Origin of the sequence: Microlunatus sp. GCM10028923 (genome assembly GCF_042666975.1) — a bacterium.
Classification (GTDB): Bacteria; Actinomycetota; Actinomycetes; order Propionibacteriales; family Propionibacteriaceae; genus Microlunatus.
The window spans coordinates 115,470-131,187 of record NZ_JBHTFF010000020.1 but is presented as its reverse complement, the minus strand read 5'-3'; the positions used below and the strand labels follow the sequence as shown (position 1 = coordinate 131,187).

Genomic DNA, 15,718 nt, shown 5'->3' with positions numbered 1-15,718 from the left:
GGACATGTCCGATCTGACCAGCTTCATCGCCGGCCTGCCGAAGGCCGAGTTGCACGTCCACCACGTCGGCTCGGCGTCGCCGCGGATCGTCGCCGAGCTGGCCGCCCGGCATCCGGGCGTGGTGCCGACCGACCCGGCCGAGCTGGTCGACTACTTCACCTTCACCGACTTCGGTCACTTCATCGAGGTCTACCTGTCCGTCGTCGACCTGATCCGGACCGCCGAGGACGTCCGGATGCTGACCTACGAGGTGGCCGCGGACCTCGCCGCCCAGCAGGTCCGGTACGCCGAGCTGACCGTGACCCCGGACTCCTCGATGGTCCGCGGCATTCCGGGCGAGGCGTTCGTCGAGGCGATCGAGGACGCCCGGACGGCCGCCGAACGTGATCATGGAATCCGGCTCCAGTGGATCTTCGACATCCCGGGCAACCGGGGCCTGGCGGCGGCCGAGTCCACCCTGGCGCTGGCGCTGGAGCACGGGCCGTCGTCCTTGATCGGCTTCGGTCTGGGCGGTCCGGAGGCGGGCGTACCACGGCCGCAGTTCAAGCCGTACTTCGAACGGGCCCGGGCCGCCGGGCTGCACTCGCTGCCGCACGCCGGCGAGGTGACCGGTCCGGAGACGATCTGGGACGCGCTCAACGAGCTCGGTGCCGAACGGATCGGGCACGGCACCTCCTGTGTCCGCGACGAACGGCTGCTTGATCATCTGGCCGAACACCGGATCCCGCTCGAGGTCTGCCCGACCTCCAACTACGCGACCGGTGCGGTGGCCGGAACCGAGGTCCATCCGATGGTCCGGATGGTCGAGCACGGCCTGGTGGTGACGATCAACAGTGATGATCCGCCGATGTTCGGCACCACCCTGAACACCGAGTACGGGATCGCCGCCGACCTGCTCGGCCTGGACCGGAACGGCCTGGCCGAACTGGCCCGGACCGCCGTCCGGAGCAGCTTCCTCGACCCGGCCGGACAGACCGCCCTGCTGGCCGAGATCGATGATCACCTGGCCGCGGCCGATGATCAGACGGCGGCGTCGCGATGATCACGGGTGATCAGGTGAGCCGGGTGATCATGGCCGAGGCGGACCGGATCGGCCTCGAGGCGCCGGGCCGGGTGACCGTACTCGATGATCAGGACGGTTCGTTGCTGCTGGCCGCCGCCGAACGGTGGCCGGACGCCGGCCTTGCCTGGTACTGCGACGATCTGGCCGACGAGCGCGCCTGCCGGGCAGCCGCCGAAGCGGCCGGCATCACAGCCCTGGCCGATGATGATCTTGATGCGGCGACGGCCGGGAGCGCGCTCTGCCTGGCCCGGCTGCCGAAGAGCCTGGACGCACTGGACCTGCGCGCCAGCACGCTGGCCGGGCGGGCCGACCCGCCCGTGATCATGATCGCCGGCGGCCGGGTGAAGCACCTGACCCGCTCCATGAACACGGTGCTGGAGCGGCACTTCGGCGAGGTCCGCGGCTCGCTCGGCCTCGGCAAGGCCCGCGCCCTGGTCGCCGCCGGGCCGCGCGACGGGGCCGCGGAACCGGAACCGCACCGGGCGACCGTGACCGGGCTCGAGGTGGTCGCGTACGGCGGCGTCTTCGCCGGCGCCGCCCTCGACCCGGGCACCCGGCTGCTGCTCGACCAGGCCGACCGGTTCCCCGCTGCGGAGACCGCGATCGACCTCGGCTGCGGCACCGGCCTGATCGCCGCGACGCTGGCCAGGCGGTTCCCGAACGCCACCGTGACCGCGATCGACAGCTCCCACGAGGCCGTACGGTCGGCGCGGGCGACCGCGGCAGCCAACGGCCTCGCCGAACGGATCGACGTCCGCCGCGGCGACGGCCTGGCCGAGATCCCGGACCAGTCCGCCGAACTGATCGTCTGCAACCCGCCGTTCCACCGCGGCACCGCGAAGGACAGCTCCACCGCGCTGGCCATGATCAAGGACGCCGCCCGCGTCCTCCGCCCCGGCGGCGAACTCTGGCTCGTCTACAACACCCACCTGCCCTACCGCTCCACGCTGAGGACCATGATCGGCCCGACCGACCTGATCGCTCAGGACCGCAGCTACCTGGTCACCCGCTCCCGCCGGCCCGACTGACTCAGCGGAGGCGAGCGACGTGGCCGAGCAGGTCGGCGTGCACCTGCTCGGAAGCGCTCAGCACCAGCCCCTCGCCCTGATGCAGCGGACCCCCGGAGAGGTCGGTGACGATGCAGCCGGCCGCCTGGGCGATCGCCAGCCCGGCCGCGAAATGGACATCGCCGCGGAGTCTTCCGTCGGACACATACCCGGCCCGGCGGCCCGCGGCGACCCAGGCGACGGCCAGCGTCGAGGACAGCACCCGGGGCGGGTAGTGCGCCCGGAACCCGGCGTCGGCGATGAGCCGGTCGCTGACGGTCGGGGCGTCGCCGGAGCGGTCCAGATTGATCTCGACCAGTCCGGTCGCCGGGCTGGGCACCAGTCGATGATCATGGCCCCGGCGCCGCACCTGCGCGGACCGGCCGTCGGTCCAGAAGATCTCCTTCGCGATCGGGTCCACGGACGCCGCCGCGAGCGCCCGGTCGCCGTCGAGCAAGGCAACGTTCACGGCCAGCAGCGGAGTCACCGCACCGAAGTTGAGCGTCCCGCACAGAGGATCGATCAGCCACCGCCGGGTCGCCGTCGCCGGACCCGACCGGCCGAACTCCTCGCCCTCCCGCGCATCGTCCGGTCTGCGGGCCGACAGCACGGCGACGATGGCGCGCTCGGCGTCCAGATCGGTCTGGGTCGCGAAGTCGGTCGCCGACTTCGCGTACCGGACCTGCTCCTTGCCGTAGGCCGCCGCCACGACCGCGGAGCCGGCCTCGGCGGCCTCGATCGCCACGGCCGCGTCGCCGGAGGTCATGACTCGAGCTGACGCACCCGGCGGCGCCCGAAGTCCCGCAGGGCCCGGACGAAGTCGAGCTCGCGGAAGCCGGGCCAGAGGGTGTCGCAGAAGGAGAACTCGGCGCCGGCGCTCTGCCAGAGCAGGAAGTTGGACAGCCGCAGCTCCCCGCTGGTCCGGATGATCAAATCGACACCGCTCATGGTCGGCGCATAGAGCCGGCTGGCCAGGTCGGCCACCTCGACCCGGCCGGCCAGCTCGGACAGGTTGCCGCCGGCCCGCCGCTCGTCCCAGAGCAGCTCGCGTACGGCATCGACGATCTCCTGCCGGCCGCCGTAGCCGATCGCCAGGGCCAGCCGGCCGCCGGTCACGTCGGCGGTGGCCTCGGCGGCCCGCTTCAGCGCGTGCCGGGTGCCGTCCGGGAGTACGTCGAGCCGGCCCATCAGTTCGATCTTCCAGCGGTTGCCCGGGCGCGCGGCGCGTTCGGTGACGACGCGTTCCATCGCGCCGAGCAGGAAGTCGACCTCCTCGGCCGGCCGGCGGTGCAGGTTCTCGGTGGAGCAGACGAAGATCGTCACCTCGTCGATGCCGTACCGGTTGCACCAGCCGAGCAGCGTGTCCACATGATCGGCACCGTGGGCGTGCCCGACGCTCGGGTTGTCGAAGCCCTGCTGCCGGGCCCAGCGGCGGTTGCCGTCCATCACCAGCGCGATGTGCCGCGGCCGGGGCAGCCGGCGCAGGCCGTGCCGCAGCCCGGACAGATAGGCCCGCCGCAGCAGATCCCCGATCACGCTCATCAGGCGTACGGCTTCCCGGCCTGGGCCAGGGCGTCGCCGGCCAGCCGGTGCACGGTCCATTCCTCCATCGGCACGGCGCCGAGGCTGCGGTAGAAGTCGAGCGCCGGCTGGTTCCAGTCCAGCACCGCCCACTCGAACCGGCCGTAGTCGCGGGCCACGGCGATCGCCGCCAGGGACTGCAGCAACGCCTTGCCGAGACCGCTGCCACGGCTCTCCGGGCTGACGTACAGGTCCTCCAGATAGATGCCCAGCTTCCCTTCCCAGGTTGAGAAGTTGAGGAAGTAGATGGCCATGCCGGCGACCCGTTGTTGATCTTCGGCGACCAGGGCGTAGACCCGCGGGTCAGGCCCGAACAGGAGCGCGGTGAGCTGCTCCTCGGTGATCTTGACCGCGTCCGGTTCGCGCTCGTACGCGGCGAGTTCCTTGATCAGGCCGATCAGGGCCGGCACGTCGGCCTCGGTAGCCGGCCGGATGGCGGGATGGAGTTCGGGCATCGGAAGAGTCACGCGTCCAATATGACCGATCCGTCCGCGGAGGTCTTGTCCAGGCGATGTTAATGCGATTAACATCGAAGCCATGGACGGACGTCGGCAGCGGATCGCGCTGCGCACGGTGCACCTGCTGGTGGCCGCGGCGCTGGGCTGCTACGTCTATCTGCCGCCGGCCTGGACCGGCGGTCTGCGGCTGGCGCTGATGATCATCGGCGTGCCGCTCACCGTGATCACCGGACTGGCCCTCTGGCAGCACGCCCGGGTGCGCGGCTGGCTGCGCAGCCGCCGCCCCGCCGGCGACCGGAGCCGATGATCATGACCCGGAGGCTCGCGCTGGCCCTCGGACTGGTCGCCGTCCTAGCGGCGCTCGCCCAGGTCGCGGTCCAGCGGACCTTCGCGGAGGTACGGCATCCGGTCAGCCTCGGCCAGGCGAACACGACGGCCGATCCCGGCATCGTCCGCGGCTGGTATCGGCAACTCCGGGAGCAGGACACCTTCGGCTGGATGGTGGCGACGGAGCTTGTCGACTGCCTCTGGGTGGCCGCGGTCGCGAGCTTCGTCCTGCTGGGCACACTGCTGTTGTCCCGCCTGGTGTCCCGGCGGAATCCGGCGGCCGCGTGTCTGCTGCGCCGGGCGGCTCCGTGGGTGGCGCTCGCCCCGGCCCTGGATCTGCTGGAGAACGGGCTGTCGCTGGCGATGCTGGCCGACCCGGCGGGCTTCGCCGACTGGCTCGCGGTCGCGCATGCCGCGGTCTCCCGGGTGAAGCTCGGTGCAATGATCGCGGTGGGCGTGGCCGTGCCGGGCTTCGCCCTGGTGGCGTACGTGCTGGGCGGAGGTGGTCGCGATGACGGCGAAGGCGCCGTACCACCACGGCTCGCTGCGCGGAACCCTGATCGACGTCGCGGTTGAGCTGATCGCCGACGACGGCGTCGACGGGTTCACCCTCGCCGAGGCCGCCAAGCGGGCCGGGGTGAGCGCCGCGGCACCGTACCGGCACTTCGCCGGCAAGGCGGCCCTGCTCGGCGCGATCGCCGACGACGGCTTCGAGCGGCTCGCCGCCGACCTGCGCGGCGCCGTCTCGGAGCAGGCTCCGGACGGCGGTCTGGTCGACCTGGCGCTCGCCTACGTCGACTTCGCCATCCGGGAGCCGGCCCGGTTCACGGTCATGTTCGACTCGACCGGACGGTCGCCGCGGAGCCGGGCCGGGCTGGCCGCGCTGGGAGTGCTGGGCGATGTCCTCGAAGGCCTGCACGCGCGGGACCGGCTCGCGATGCCCGTCGACACAGCCCTCCGCGCCACCTGGTCACTCGCCCACGGCATGGCGATGCTGCGCCTCGGCGGCATGCGTACGATCGCGGAGGAGGACTCGCCCCAGCTGCGTCGCCAGGTGTTCACCGCGATGCTGGCCGGCGTCCTGCGACCCGGCCCGGCAACCGATCCGGGCGCGGCCGGATGAACGCCCTGGCCGAGGTGTACGCCCGGATCGAGCGTGGCGAATACCCACCGGAGGATGGCCGAGTACGGATCGTTGAGCCCTCGTCGGATCGGGACACCGTGGTGGCCTCGTTCACCGCGCATTTCGTGGTCGCAGCGAAGGTCGACGAGTCCTGGGCCCGCAGCTACCTTCCCGCCGGTGACTTCTCCGCGCCGGTCGGACCGGCCTTCCTGTCCGCGCTGGAACAGCGGCTCGGCAAACGAGCCGGTTGCCTCGACCACGCCCTGCTCGCGACCGGCCTTCCCGACGACCCCGACCTCGAGCTGACCCGCGTGACCTCCAGCAATCACGGCCGGGTGGAGCGAAGCCTGCGGCATCGCGACGAGGTACGCACCTACCTCACCGAGGGCGGCGTGCTCACCGTCGGGCGTGGGCTCGCCGGACGATGGGAGGCCGCGTTCGAGGTCGAGCCTGCCCATCGGGGACGAGGATTGGGCCGCCGGCTCATCCGCGCCGCGCGGCACCTCGTTCCGGACGGAGCCGGTATCTGGTGCCAGGTCACCCCCGGCAATGCCGCGTCCCTGCGCGCGGTGCTCGCCGCGGGCTTCCGGCCGGTCGGGTCCGAGGTGATCTTCGAGCCTCGCTGAGCCAGCCCATCCGCCCACCAGACCACGGAGGTATCGATGGCGTACGACCCGACCAGCTACGGCGGCGCGGCAAGGCACTACCGGCCGGGCCGGCCGCCGTACGCACCGGACCTTGAGGCCGTGCTCGCCCGGGAGGCGGGCCTGGACGGCACCGGACGGCTGCTCGACGTGGGCTGCGGGCCCGGCATCCTCACTGTGCGGCTGGCTCCACTGTTCTCCGAGGCGGTCGGGCTCGAACCCGATCCGGACATGCTGGTCGAGGGCCGGCGGGTCGCCGAGGCGAAGGGCCTGGACCTCGGGTGGGTCCGGGCCGTCGCCGAAGAGCTGCCGGAGGCGGCGCCGGGACCGTACCGGATGATCACGTTCGGGCAGTCGTTCTACTGGACCGACCAGCTCGTCGTCGCCGAACGGGTCTACGACCTGCTGGAGCCGGGCGGCACCCTGGCGCTGATCGGGCACGCGGCCGACGGGCGGACCAGGCCGCCGAATCCCGGATCGCCACCGATCCCGCACGACGAGCTCGAGGCCCTGGTGCGCAATTACCTGGGTCCGGAGCGCCGCCTCGGCCAGGGGACGACGCCGGCGCCGGGGACGCATCGTTTCGAGGACGTCCTGGTCCGGACCCGGTTCGGCGCCCCACGGACGATCTTTGTCCCGGGCATCCCGGACCTGCGGCGCGACATCGAGAGCGTACTGTCCGGCTACTTCTCCTTGTCCTTCTCGGCGCCGCACCTGTTCGGCGACCGGGTGGACGACTTCGCCCGAGAGGTACGTGAGCTGCTGGCCGGCCACTCGCCAGACGGACTCTTCTGGGACTGGCCCGGCGATACCCAGGTGGTGCTGGCCCGCAAGCCGTCCAAAGCGCACTGAGCCTGCCGAAGTGCCAAGCCGGATCGTGCATTGCCCTTCGACAGGCTCAGGGAACGTCAGCTAGATCGGATAGGTGCCGGCCAGCGGCGAGCCGACCCGAACCCTGATCGGCACGGTGCCGCCGACCGGAGGGATCGGGGCGGCGTCCACGGCGAGTACGGTGCCCGCGACGATGCCGAGGTAGTCCTGCCGGGCCTTTCGGGCCTTCTCGATCCGGGCCCCGACGGCGGAGCGGACGGCCGGGCTGAGGAAGGTGAGCCCGCGCGGGAAGAGCTCGGCCAGCGTTTCGTCGCCGGCGATGAAGAAGTCGACCGTGACGATCCGGTCGCCGCGCAGCGACACCCGGAACTCCTGGAACTCCCGCCGGCAGTAGACCTGTGGTGGGTAGAAGCACTCGTAGCCGGAGTCCTGCAGGTCGCCGACCGCCGCGCTCATCCGCCCGGCGTAGTGCACGGCGTCCGAGGGCCACCGGTCGATCGTGACGCCCCGCGCTTCCATGATCAGCCCGTCGGCGCTGGACATCGTGTAGTCGGCGTGATCATCACGCCAGCTCCGGGTGAACGCGCCCTCGACCGATCGGCCGCGTTCGAGCTGCTCGCGATGATCACGCCCGTAGCCGTCCAGCCCCTCGGCGATCCGGGCGGCACTGTCCGGCCAGAGCGCACCGAGGCTCGGCCCGACCAGCGCGGCCAGCCGCTCGGAATCCGAAGGACGGTTGAGATCCGGACCCTGCGGTGCGGGCAGGATCGGATACCAGGCCCAGTCCAGGCGATCTTGATCATCGAGCAGGAACTGGGCCACCCAGGGATCGTCGGCGTCCCGGTTCCGGCACCACAGGGCACGCCCGTCGGCGTTGCTCCGGACCTGCGCACAGAAGGCGCCGGCGGCGACCAGCGGGGCGGTGATCGTCTCCGCGGCGCCCGGCGGCACCGGGCGGGCGACGCTGTCCTCGCCGGCCGGGTCCAGCGGCTGATAGCGGTCCGGCGGCGGCAGCCGCACCCGCTGCGGCTCGGGGGTACAGGCGGCGGACATGATCACCGACAGCATCATGATCAGGAACGAGACGAGCAGTCCCGCGGGTCCGCGCATCCGTACCTCAATCCTGTCGTCGACGCGCGATTCAGGATAGCCGCGACCGCACAGGCCTCCGGCCGGCTTGTGCGGCGGCTTTCACCACCCGGAGACCGCTCCGTAACACCGCCGGAACCCGCCGCTCTTAGCGTCGGCCAGCAACACCCGTCGCACGCATGCCCTTCAGCCTGGGGAGGCTCCAGCCCATGTCGTACGTCAATCCGTCCGAACTCGCGCAACAGATGATCGCCACCGGCGCCGCGAAGGTGCAACTGAGCACCCGCGACACGCTGATCCGGGCCTTCATGGCCGGCGCGATCCTGGCCCTGGCCGCCGCGTTCGCCGTCACCATCTCGACCAAGACCGGCCAGCCGCTGGTCGGGGCGCTGCTGTTCCCGATCGGGTTCTCGCTGCTCGTCCTGCTCGGCTTCGACCTGCTGACCGGCGTCTTCACGCTGGCGCCGCTCGCCTGGCTGGACCGCCGTCCCGGCATCACCGTCCGGGCGGTGCTCCGCAACTGGGGCCTGGTCTTTCTCGGCAACTTCGCCGGCGCGCTGACCGTCGCGCTGATGATGGCCGTCTATTTCACGTACGGCTTCACGCAGGCACCGGACGCCGTCGGGCAGGCGATCGGCCAGATCGGCGCCAGCCGGACGATCGGCTACGCCGATCACGGCGCCGCGGGCATGCTGACCCTGTTCCTCCGCGGCGTGATGTGCAACTGGATGGTCTCCACCGGCGTGATCGGCGCGATGATCTCCAAGAGCGTGCCCGGCAAGATCCTCTGCATGTGGCTGCCGGTGCTGGTCTTCTTCTACATGGGCTTCGAGCACTCGATCGTCAACATGTTCCTGTTCCCGTCCGGGCTGCTGCTGGGCGGCGAGTTCACGGTGATCGACTACCTGCTCTGGAACGAGATCCCGACCGTGCTGGGGAACCTGGTCGGCGGCCTCGCCTTCGTCGGGTTGCCGATCTACCTCACCCACGCCCGTACCCGGCGCGCCCGGGTCGTCAGCCCCGCCACCCCGGCGGCCACCGCCACTCCCGCGGCCAGCAGCACCGCCGCGGCCGGTGACCGGGTCGACGTATCGGCTCCGGCCGTTGCCGGCATGGCGGAGCGTTGATCATGGACGAGCCGATCCTGTCCAAGGCCGACGCCGCCGAGTTGATCGACTCGGCCCGGACCCGCCGCGGCGTCAGCTGGGCGGAGCTGGCCGCGGTCGTCGACGGCCCGCTGGTCTGGACGACGGCGGCGCTGCTCGGCGCGCACCCGATGACGGCCGAGCAGGCGAAAGCGGCCTGCAGCCTGCTCGGCCTCGACGACCGGGTCGCGGAGAGCCTGCAGCGCCAGCCGGCCCGCGGTCCCGATCCGCGGCTGGCCGCGGACCCGACGATCTACCGGTTCACCGAAGCCCTGGCCGTGTACGGCCCGGCGCTGAAGGAACTGATCCACGAGGAGTTCGGCGACGGCATCATGAGCGCGATCAACTTCAAGATCGACATCGCGCGCCGGGCCGATCCCGACGGTGATCGGGTGGTCGTTACGCTGGACGGGAAGTTCCTCGACTACCGCTGGTGATCAACTTGTGCGTGACACACTGCGTCGATGGACGAGTTGACCGACTACCGCGGTACGGACTTCTACTGTGACGTGGCCTTGCGGCGGGTCGGTGATCTTGACGTCGTCGCCGAGACCGACCAGGTGCTCGCGTTCCGGCACACCAGGCCGTACTGGCGTGATCATGTCGTGGTCATTCCCAGGACGCACCTGGCCTCGTTGATCACCGTGACCGAGGCCGACGAGCCGATCCTGCGGGACCTCTTCGCGGTCGTCCGCCGGGTCGCCGCCGAGCTGACGGCCGATCGCGGCGCGGCGCGAGTGCTGACCAATCTCGGCGAGTACCAGGACTCCAAGCACCTGCACGTGCACGTCGCGAGCGGCCCGGTCCTCGACTGAGGGCTAGGAGGGTGGTGTCAAACGGTGGTGGTGGCGAGCGGCGTCCAGGTGCGTGCTGGACAAGGCGGAGGAGAGAGGCGTAGCGGTGTTCTACGTCGACCGACGACAACGCAGTCCAGTGCGTGCCTGGGCGTCGCTCGCTGCCGCCACCGTTTGACACCACCCTCCTAGTCGGCGGCCCGCCGGCGCAGCGCCCGGTCCAGCACCACCAGGCCGATGCAGCCGATCAAGGTCAGCACGGCCGGCAACAGGAACACCCGGGGCAGGCCGAACGTGCCGACGGCGACCCCGCCGATCAGCCCGCCGACGGCACCGGCCACCGGGATCGAGCTCATGAACAGGCCGGAGGCTGTGGCGACCCGCTCGGGATAGAGGTCCTGCGCGATCGTCACGCCGAGGACGCCGATGCAGGCCCACAGCAGGGCGATCTGCAGCTGCCCGGCGAACAGCCCCGCAGCCCCGTCCGAGAAGGCGTACGTGAGGTTGCCGGTGACGCCGAACGCGACGCCGACCGGCAGCACCCGGAGCGCGCCGAACCGGTCGGCCAGCCGGGCCGCGATCGGCATCAGGGCGAACTCGAGCAGCGGCTGGACGCCGATCACCGCACCGCGGAGCAGCGGCGTCAGGTGCAACTGCTGCTCCATGTAGATCGGCAGGTAGCCGAACTTCATCGTGTCGCCGGCCATCGCCAGCACGATCAGCGCCATGAAGATCAACAACGGCAGCAGCCGCCGGAAGCCCGGATCCCGGACCGTGCCGGGCGTCTCGGGCCGGTGGTAGCGGAGCACCCGCTGCCGGCCGAGCGGCACGATCTGCAGCAGCACCAGGACCGCGGTCGCGAACACCATCGAGCGCAGGCCGGCGACGCTGCCGTACCAACTGCCGAGCACCGGCCCGAGCACCCAGCCGGCCGTGAACGCCATCCGGACCAGCGCGATCACCTGGTTGTCGACCGTGGTCGGGTGCCGGCTCAGCTCGTCCCGGCAGGCGGCGAACAGCTGACCCATCGCGGCACCGCCGATGCTCAGCGCGACGACGCTGACCACGAACGGCACCCAGATCGCCTGGGCCAGCCCGACCACCAGCCAGCCCGCCGCGCCGACCACCGCACAGACCCGGAACATCGCGAGCCGATCGTCGGACCGGTCCGACCAGCGCCCGACCAGGTAGCCGGCGACCGGCGCCGCCAGGTTGGTCAGGTAGTACAGGCCGGCGACCGGCAGCGACGCGTCCAGTTCCTCGACCAGGAACAGGGTCAGTTGCGGCGTCACCGCCGAGACCCCGATCCCGGAGCAGAACAGCGCGACCACGGCCGCCCGGAGGAACCTGGAGCGGGCGACCACACCGATCGCCGAGTCGCCCGCCTGCATCCCGTACGCCTTCCCGCCGGCCCGCTCGGACCGCCCTGCCCACGGTACGGTCAGCGGACCCGCCCGGCTGCGGCGGGTTCCGGAGTCAGCCAGCCGGGACCGAGAACCGGATCGGCATCATCCGGTTCGGCTCGCGGGTCAGGAACTCCCCGACCAGCGCCCCCGTCTCGTCCGGCCGTTCCCACAGCAGCAGGTGACTGGTGCCGGGCAAGATCGCCAGCTGGGCGTCCCGGATCGCCTGATAGACCTCGACGGTGTGGGCCAGGCTGACGATGTCGTCGTCGGCGCCGAGCACCAGCGTCGGGCAGTCGACACCGGTCGGGTCCAGCGCCGGGCCCTGCTCCATGCCGGCGAACTTCCGTACCACCTCGGGAAAATGATCACGCCCGTCCGGCGACACGTCGGCGTAGGCATCCACCACCACGGCAGGGAACTCCCCCTCCGGGTCCGGATGGACCAGCCAGCCCTCCCGGCTCGCCGCGGTGTTGATCAAGATCAGCCGGCGGACCAGGTCCGGCCGCCGCAGCGTCGTGGCGAGGGCGACGACGCCGCCGAAGCTGTAGCCGGCCACGGCCGCCGGGCCGCCGACGACCTCCTCGAGGAAGGCCGCCGTGTCGTCCGCCAGCTCGTCCAGCGTGACCGGGCCGGGCACGTCCGGGGTCCGGCCGTGCGCCCGCCGGTCGAACCGGTAGACGGTGAACCGGTCGGCCAGCCGGCCCAGGTTGTCGTCGAAGTCGCGCGAATCGGAGAAGCCGCCGTGCAACAGCACAAGGGGTTCGCCGCCGCCCTGGACGTCGTACCAGGCTGGATGGCCGTTCAGGGTCAGGTTTCCGGACATGGAGATCCTTTCGTTGCTCGCTCTCACACTCCGGTTGTACGAACCGTGACCCGGAAACTCATCGGAACGCGTCGGCGCAATTCGATCGGCAGGCCGAACCGGGCGAAGTCGTCGGCGGCGTCGAGGAACGTGGTCATCCCGACGATCCGCCCGTCGGCGAGGTCGAGCACGTCGATCGCGAAGGGCCGGTAGCGGTCGCCGTCCGGGTGGTACTGCCCGAAGGCCGGCGTGCCGTTGACCGCGACCGGCAGCAGCCGGGCGCCGAGGCAGGTCCCGTCCGAATGTTCCAGCGCGGTACGGATCGCGGCCCGACCCCGCAACCACCAGGCAAACGGCGGCATCGACATCGTCGCGTCCTCGTGCAGCAACGCGGTCAGGGCCTCGATGTCGAACCGCTCGAACGCGTCGACGTACCGGTCCAGCAGGGACCGGTGCGCAGCGTCCAGCGGCGCCGCCGGAGCGGGCTGCCGGAGCGTGGCCCGGGCCCGCTGCAGGGCGCTGTTCACCGAGGCGACCGAGGAGTCCAGCAGCGTCGCGACCTCCGCGGCCGGCCAGCCGAGCACCTCGCGCATGATCAGCACCGCCCGCTGCTTCGGCGGCAACTGCTGCAGCGCCGCCACGAACGCCAGTCGAACCGACTCCCGTTGCGCCGCCAGGTCGGCCGGGTCGCCGGGCAACATCCGGGCGTCCGGCATCGGACGGACCCAGTGATCATTCGGCAGCGGAATCCCGAGCTCGGGCCCGGTCGCCGCCGGACCCAGGTCGATCGCGATCGCCCGGCGGGCCGAGCCGCGGAGCAGGTCGAGGCAGAGGTTGGTCGCGATCCGGTAGAGCCAGGTGCTGAACGCACCCCGGCTCGGGTCGTAGGAGTCGGCCGCCCGCCAGGCCCGCAGCATCGTCTCCTGCACCGCGTCCTCGGCCTCGGCCGCGCCGCCGAGCATCCGGTAGCAGAATCCGGTCAGGCCGATCCGGTGCTCTTCCAGCTGCTCGGCCGAGAAGAGCGTCACTGGCGCGAGGGGTGCCAGGCCGGGAGGTTCTCGGGGCTGCGAGGGTAGGCCTCTTGATCATCTTCGAGCAGGTCGGCGGTGTACTCACCACCGAACGGAGGTTGGTCGTAATCGAAGTCGGAGTCGAGTTGCCCGTCCGCGCTGAGCGTGAACTTGGCGTTGTACCAGGTGCCCAGGCTCTCGCGGTACATCGAGTCACGAAGATCATCGAACGCCAGCAGGGTGCCGGAGTCGATTCTCGTCGACTCGTTCACGGTGCCGTCGGCGAGTTCGAAGATCGGAACGACCTGCGTCCTGGAAGCGACGGCCGACACGGTCACGGATGCTCGCGACCATCCGTCCGGAGCGGCAGCCGACAATCCTCTGGCAATAGCCTGCAGGTGATCTTCACGTGTCATCGTTCTGTCCTCGTGTCCTCGCTGGCCGATTGTGAATAACGTCGTAGTGGATCTTCCCGTCGATCCAGTAGGTCACCTGGAACGCATCCGCACGCATCTTCTCTGAGCGGTAGACGAGTTCGACTTCCGCCCTGACCTCCTTGCCCTCCAGGAGCGCCTTCCTCCAAGAGTTCTCAACGGCCTTGTACGCGCTGAGGTTGACCCTGTTCCCCTCCATAGGCGTGAGGTTGATGGCATCACCCGGGCCCTGGAAGATTCTCGCGAACAGATGTCCCGCATGATCACCGGGGAGTTTGCCGATCAGGTTCGCCTGCGCCGATCTATCCCGTGGATGATCAAGATCGACGACCTCCAACTTCGCCGAGGCGTGGACGACGCGTCCCCGATCATCGGTGCGATAGGTGAAGCGCTCGTCGACCACCACGGTGCTGTCGCGGGGCGGCTGATTCAGCAACTCCTTGTGCTCCGGATTCGAGGTCGACAGGCGCAGTGAACCGTCCTTCGCCTCGTCGGCGTGACCGTACTGCTCGTGCAACTCCGCATCGACCAGCCAGACCGTCCGGCCGTCCTCGGCCTTGTGCCAGGTCTTGCCCTCCGGCGTGCGCTCCCAGCCGAAGATCACGTTGGCCCGGTCGTCCACCTCGGCATGCTCCGGGCGGTCGAAACCGTTCCGCAGCTCGACGGTCTTGCTCGCGTACCGACCAAGATCAGGATGACCGTTCTCGGTGTAGTCGACGCCGGCCGGGTAGCGCTCCTGCAGCGACTCGGTGGCCGGCTGGGTGCTGCCGGCCAGGTCGGTCCGGCCCTCGGGCATCCGCCCGGACTCCCGCTCCTGATCGGAACTCTCGTACCGCTGGTACACCAGATCGTCCCGACGACTCAGATCGCCCGCAGGGAACGGCGGATCGCGGCGGCCCCACTCCGTTGCCGGGAAGCGCCGTCGCCGATCCGGGTCGATCGGCGTGTTCTCGGGCCCCTCGACCGGCACGGTCCGGAAGTGCTCCAGCGCCCGGTCCTGCCGTTCGTACGGCTCCCGCCGCTGCGCCTCGTGCGTCTCCGGCGGCCCCCACAACGTGGGCTTCCTGATCTTGTCCCGGGCCGCGGAGAGTTCCTGGGCCTGCCGCGCATCCTCGCGGGCCGCCTCCTCCTTCGCCGCGAACTCCTCGCGGGACACGCCGCGCTCGGCGGCCTCCGCGATCCGCTCCTCCCGGGCCTCGTGTCGCCGCCGCGCATACTCCAGCCGCAGCTCGTCCAACGCTCGCGCCGCCGGGCGTCGATCCTCCTCGGACCGGCTCGGCAGCTGCGACTCCGGAACGCCCCGCCCGTCCGCAGCGTCCCGTTCGCCCTCCGCCCGGCCCAACTCCCGCACCGCCATCACCTCCCGCCGCTTCGCCGAGGCTAACCGACCGCACCGGCCGGGAACAGACCGTCCGGCCCACGCCCGCATCCGTGGCATCGTCGACATCCCCACCCATCTCGAGCCCCCGTACGTGGCGTTGTCGACATTCCCACCCATCTCGAGCCCTCACGCGCGGCGTTGTCGACATTCCCACGCATATCGAGGCCTCATCCGTGCCGTTGTCGACAAACCCACACCTGTCGCGGGCCGGGCCGCTCGGCTCGGCTCGGCCGAGGGTCACGAGGTCGGGTAGTCGATCTTGATGGGGGCCGTGGTCGGGTTGCCGGGTGAAGGTACGGGTGCCGGCGGCGTATTCGATCATGAGCCGGTCCGCGGCGCGCCAGGTACACCGGAGAGCGAGCGCCTGCCGAGGCGAGCCGCGGAGCAGGTCGAGGCCGAGGTTGGTCGCGATCCGGTAGAGAGCCAGGTGCTGAACGCACCCCGGCTCGGGTCGTACGCGTCAGCCGCCCGCCAAGCTCGCAGCATCGTCTCCTGCACCGCGTCCTCGGCCTCGGCCGCGCCACCGAGCATCCGGTATCCCGATCCGGTGACCCACCAGTTACTCGGCCGCGAATCCCTCCACG

Annotated in this window: 19 protein-coding genes and 1 pseudogene; 10 read left to right on the top strand and 10 right to left on the bottom strand. The window is 70.9% G+C overall.

Translation table 11 applies throughout. From position 1 onward, the window contains the following. The first annotated feature begins 4 nt into the window (after nucleotides 1-4). Nucleotides 5-1,042: an adenosine deaminase gene (locus ACFQU4_RS34320; RefSeq protein WP_377500961.1), complete on the top strand. Its 1,038-nt coding sequence runs from the start codon at nucleotides 5-7 to the stop codon at nucleotides 1,040-1,042. Further along, entirely contained in the window at nucleotides 1,039-2,091 is a 1,053-nt protein-coding gene (locus tag ACFQU4_RS34315) for a class I SAM-dependent methyltransferase (RefSeq protein WP_377500959.1), read from the top strand. Before ACFQU4_RS34320 ends, ACFQU4_RS34315 begins: the two co-directional genes overlap by 4 nt. Nucleotide 2,092: 1 nt before the next feature. Here ACFQU4_RS34315 and ACFQU4_RS34310 read toward each other — a convergent pair whose 3' ends face one another. The 3 genes from ACFQU4_RS34310 to ACFQU4_RS34300 are packed head-to-tail and all read right to left on the bottom strand — an operon-like array spanning nucleotide 2,093 to nucleotide 4,157. Further along, the gene (locus tag ACFQU4_RS34310; protein WP_377500957.1) at nucleotides 2,093-2,875 is read right to left on the bottom strand and encodes an inositol monophosphatase family protein; all 783 of its coding nucleotides are present in this window, start codon (nucleotides 2,873-2,875) and stop codon (nucleotides 2,093-2,095) included. Next, nucleotides 2,872-3,651, bottom strand: coding sequence for a polyprenyl diphosphate synthase (gene uppS, locus ACFQU4_RS34305; protein ID WP_377500955.1), 780 nt, complete (start codon nucleotides 3,649-3,651; stop codon nucleotides 2,872-2,874). Before uppS ends, ACFQU4_RS34310 begins: the two co-directional genes overlap by 4 nt. Beyond that, nucleotides 3,651-4,157: a GNAT family N-acetyltransferase gene (locus ACFQU4_RS34300; protein ID WP_377500953.1), complete on the bottom strand. Its 507-nt coding sequence runs from the start codon at nucleotides 4,155-4,157 to the stop codon at nucleotides 3,651-3,653. The genes uppS and ACFQU4_RS34300 overlap by 1 nt, the downstream gene beginning before the upstream one ends. A gap of 70 nt (nucleotides 4,158-4,227) precedes the next feature. Here ACFQU4_RS34300 and ACFQU4_RS34295 point away from each other — a divergent pair, with 70 nt between their 5' ends. The 5 genes from ACFQU4_RS34295 to ACFQU4_RS34275 are packed head-to-tail and all read left to right on the top strand — an operon-like array spanning nucleotide 4,228 to nucleotide 7,094. Beyond that, entirely contained in the window at nucleotides 4,228-4,455 is a 228-nt protein-coding gene (locus ACFQU4_RS34295; RefSeq protein WP_377500951.1) for a hypothetical protein, read from the top strand. Beyond that, nucleotides 4,452-5,051: a hypothetical protein gene (locus tag ACFQU4_RS34290; protein ID WP_377500949.1), complete on the top strand. Its 600-nt coding sequence runs from the start codon at nucleotides 4,452-4,454 to the stop codon at nucleotides 5,049-5,051. The genes ACFQU4_RS34295 and ACFQU4_RS34290 overlap by 4 nt, the downstream gene beginning before the upstream one ends. Further along, nucleotides 4,987-5,598 carry a TetR/AcrR family transcriptional regulator gene (locus tag ACFQU4_RS34285; RefSeq protein WP_377500947.1) on the top strand — a complete coding sequence of 204 codons (612 nt, stop codon included), beginning with the start codon at nucleotides 4,987-4,989 and terminating at the stop codon, nucleotides 5,596-5,598. Before ACFQU4_RS34290 ends, ACFQU4_RS34285 begins: the two co-directional genes overlap by 65 nt. Continuing rightward, a complete protein-coding gene (locus tag ACFQU4_RS34280) occupies nucleotides 5,595-6,224 on the top strand; it encodes a GNAT family N-acetyltransferase (protein WP_377500945.1) in 630 nt (209 codons plus the stop codon). Before ACFQU4_RS34285 ends, ACFQU4_RS34280 begins: the two co-directional genes overlap by 4 nt. A gap of 36 nt (nucleotides 6,225-6,260) precedes the next feature. Next, nucleotides 6,261-7,094, top strand: a complete 834-nt coding sequence (locus ACFQU4_RS34275; RefSeq protein ID WP_377500943.1) for a class I SAM-dependent methyltransferase — start codon at nucleotides 6,261-6,263, stop codon at nucleotides 7,092-7,094. 60 nt (nucleotides 7,095-7,154) lie between these two features. Here the strand turns inward: ACFQU4_RS34275 and ACFQU4_RS34270 are convergent, their stop codons facing one another. Further along, a complete protein-coding gene (locus ACFQU4_RS34270) occupies nucleotides 7,155-8,183 on the bottom strand; it encodes a hypothetical protein (protein WP_377500941.1) in 1,029 nt (342 codons plus the stop codon). Nucleotides 8,184-8,371: 188 nt separating this feature from the next. Between ACFQU4_RS34270 and ACFQU4_RS34265 the strand changes: the two genes are divergently transcribed. Genes ACFQU4_RS34265 through ACFQU4_RS34255 form a run of 3 tightly spaced genes read left to right on the top strand, consistent with a single transcriptional unit; the run spans nucleotide 8,372 to nucleotide 10,122 of the window. Then, nucleotides 8,372-9,289 (top strand): formate/nitrite transporter family protein, encoded by a 918-nt coding sequence (locus ACFQU4_RS34265; protein ID WP_377500939.1) that lies wholly within the window; start codon nucleotides 8,372-8,374, stop codon nucleotides 9,287-9,289. Between the two features lie 2 nt (nucleotides 9,290-9,291). Continuing rightward, a complete protein-coding gene (cynS, locus tag ACFQU4_RS34260) occupies nucleotides 9,292-9,744 on the top strand; it encodes a cyanase (protein WP_377500937.1) in 453 nt (150 codons plus the stop codon). 27 nt (nucleotides 9,745-9,771) lie between these two features. Further along, nucleotides 9,772-10,122, top strand: a complete 351-nt coding sequence (locus ACFQU4_RS34255) for an HIT family protein (RefSeq protein WP_377500935.1) — start codon at nucleotides 9,772-9,774, stop codon at nucleotides 10,120-10,122. 167 nt (nucleotides 10,123-10,289) lie between these two features. On the opposite strand, the gene ACFQU4_RS34250 is transcribed toward ACFQU4_RS34255, so the two are convergent. From ACFQU4_RS34250 to ACFQU4_RS34225, 6 genes and pseudogenes are all read right to left on the bottom strand, one after another. Then, nucleotides 10,290-11,492 carry an MFS transporter gene (locus ACFQU4_RS34250; RefSeq protein ID WP_377500933.1) on the bottom strand — a complete coding sequence of 401 codons (1,203 nt, stop codon included), beginning with the start codon at nucleotides 11,490-11,492 and terminating at the stop codon, nucleotides 10,290-10,292. Nucleotides 11,493-11,577: 85 nt separating this feature from the next. Further along, nucleotides 11,578-12,330, bottom strand: a complete 753-nt coding sequence (locus ACFQU4_RS34245; RefSeq protein ID WP_377500930.1) for an alpha/beta fold hydrolase — start codon at nucleotides 12,328-12,330, stop codon at nucleotides 11,578-11,580. A gap of 23 nt (nucleotides 12,331-12,353) precedes the next feature. After that, on the bottom strand, nucleotides 12,354-13,337 hold the full coding sequence (locus ACFQU4_RS34240; RefSeq protein WP_377500927.1) for a sigma-70 family RNA polymerase sigma factor: 984 nt from the start codon (nucleotides 13,335-13,337) through the stop codon (nucleotides 12,354-12,356). Then, nucleotides 13,334-13,651: a hypothetical protein gene (locus ACFQU4_RS34235; RefSeq protein ID WP_377500925.1), complete on the bottom strand. Its 318-nt coding sequence runs from the start codon at nucleotides 13,649-13,651 to the stop codon at nucleotides 13,334-13,336. Before ACFQU4_RS34235 ends, ACFQU4_RS34240 begins: the two co-directional genes overlap by 4 nt. A 73-nt stretch (nucleotides 13,652-13,724) precedes the next feature. Beyond that, complete coding sequence (locus ACFQU4_RS34230) at nucleotides 13,725-15,104, bottom strand: DNA/RNA non-specific endonuclease (protein WP_377500923.1); 1,380 nt, start codon at nucleotides 15,102-15,104, stop codon at nucleotides 13,725-13,727. Nucleotides 15,105-15,452: 348 nt separating this feature from the next. Then, a pseudogene (locus ACFQU4_RS34225) lies at nucleotides 15,453-15,674 on the bottom strand (sigma factor); the annotation flags it as partial. Nucleotides 15,675-15,718: the final 44 nt, after the last annotated feature.

Coding starts and splice junctions, on each gene's coding strand:
- ACFQU4_RS34320 (WP_377500961.1), top strand. CDS start 5: ATGTCCGATCTGACCAGCTTCATCGCCGGCCTGCCGAAGGCCGAGTTG.
- ACFQU4_RS34315 (WP_377500959.1), top strand. CDS start 1,039: ATGATCACGGGTGATCAGGTGAGCCGGGTGATCATGGCCGAGGCGGAC.
- ACFQU4_RS34310 (WP_377500957.1), bottom strand. CDS start 2,875: ATGACCTCCGGCGACGCGGCCGTGGCGATCGAGGCCGCCGAGGCCGGC.
- uppS (WP_377500955.1), bottom strand. CDS start 3,651: ATGAGCGTGATCGGGGATCTGCTGCGGCGGGCCTATCTGTCCGGGCTG.
- ACFQU4_RS34295 (WP_377500951.1), top strand. CDS start 4,228: ATGGACGGACGTCGGCAGCGGATCGCGCTGCGCACGGTGCACCTGCTG.
- ACFQU4_RS34290 (WP_377500949.1), top strand. CDS start 4,452: ATGATCATGACCCGGAGGCTCGCGCTGGCCCTCGGACTGGTCGCCGTC.
- ACFQU4_RS34285 (WP_377500947.1), top strand. CDS start 4,987: ATGACGGCGAAGGCGCCGTACCACCACGGCTCGCTGCGCGGAACCCTG.
- ACFQU4_RS34280 (WP_377500945.1), top strand. CDS start 5,595: ATGAACGCCCTGGCCGAGGTGTACGCCCGGATCGAGCGTGGCGAATAC.
- ACFQU4_RS34275 (WP_377500943.1), top strand. CDS start 6,261: ATGGCGTACGACCCGACCAGCTACGGCGGCGCGGCAAGGCACTACCGG.
- ACFQU4_RS34270 (WP_377500941.1), bottom strand. CDS start 8,183: ATGCGCGGACCCGCGGGACTGCTCGTCTCGTTCCTGATCATGATGCTG.
- ACFQU4_RS34265 (WP_377500939.1), top strand. CDS start 8,372: ATGTCGTACGTCAATCCGTCCGAACTCGCGCAACAGATGATCGCCACC.
- cynS (WP_377500937.1), top strand. CDS start 9,292: ATGGACGAGCCGATCCTGTCCAAGGCCGACGCCGCCGAGTTGATCGAC.
- ACFQU4_RS34255 (WP_377500935.1), top strand. CDS start 9,772: ATGGACGAGTTGACCGACTACCGCGGTACGGACTTCTACTGTGACGTG.
- ACFQU4_RS34250 (WP_377500933.1), bottom strand. CDS start 11,492: ATGCAGGCGGGCGACTCGGCGATCGGTGTGGTCGCCCGCTCCAGGTTC.
- ACFQU4_RS34245 (WP_377500930.1), bottom strand. CDS start 12,330: ATGTCCGGAAACCTGACCCTGAACGGCCATCCAGCCTGGTACGACGTC.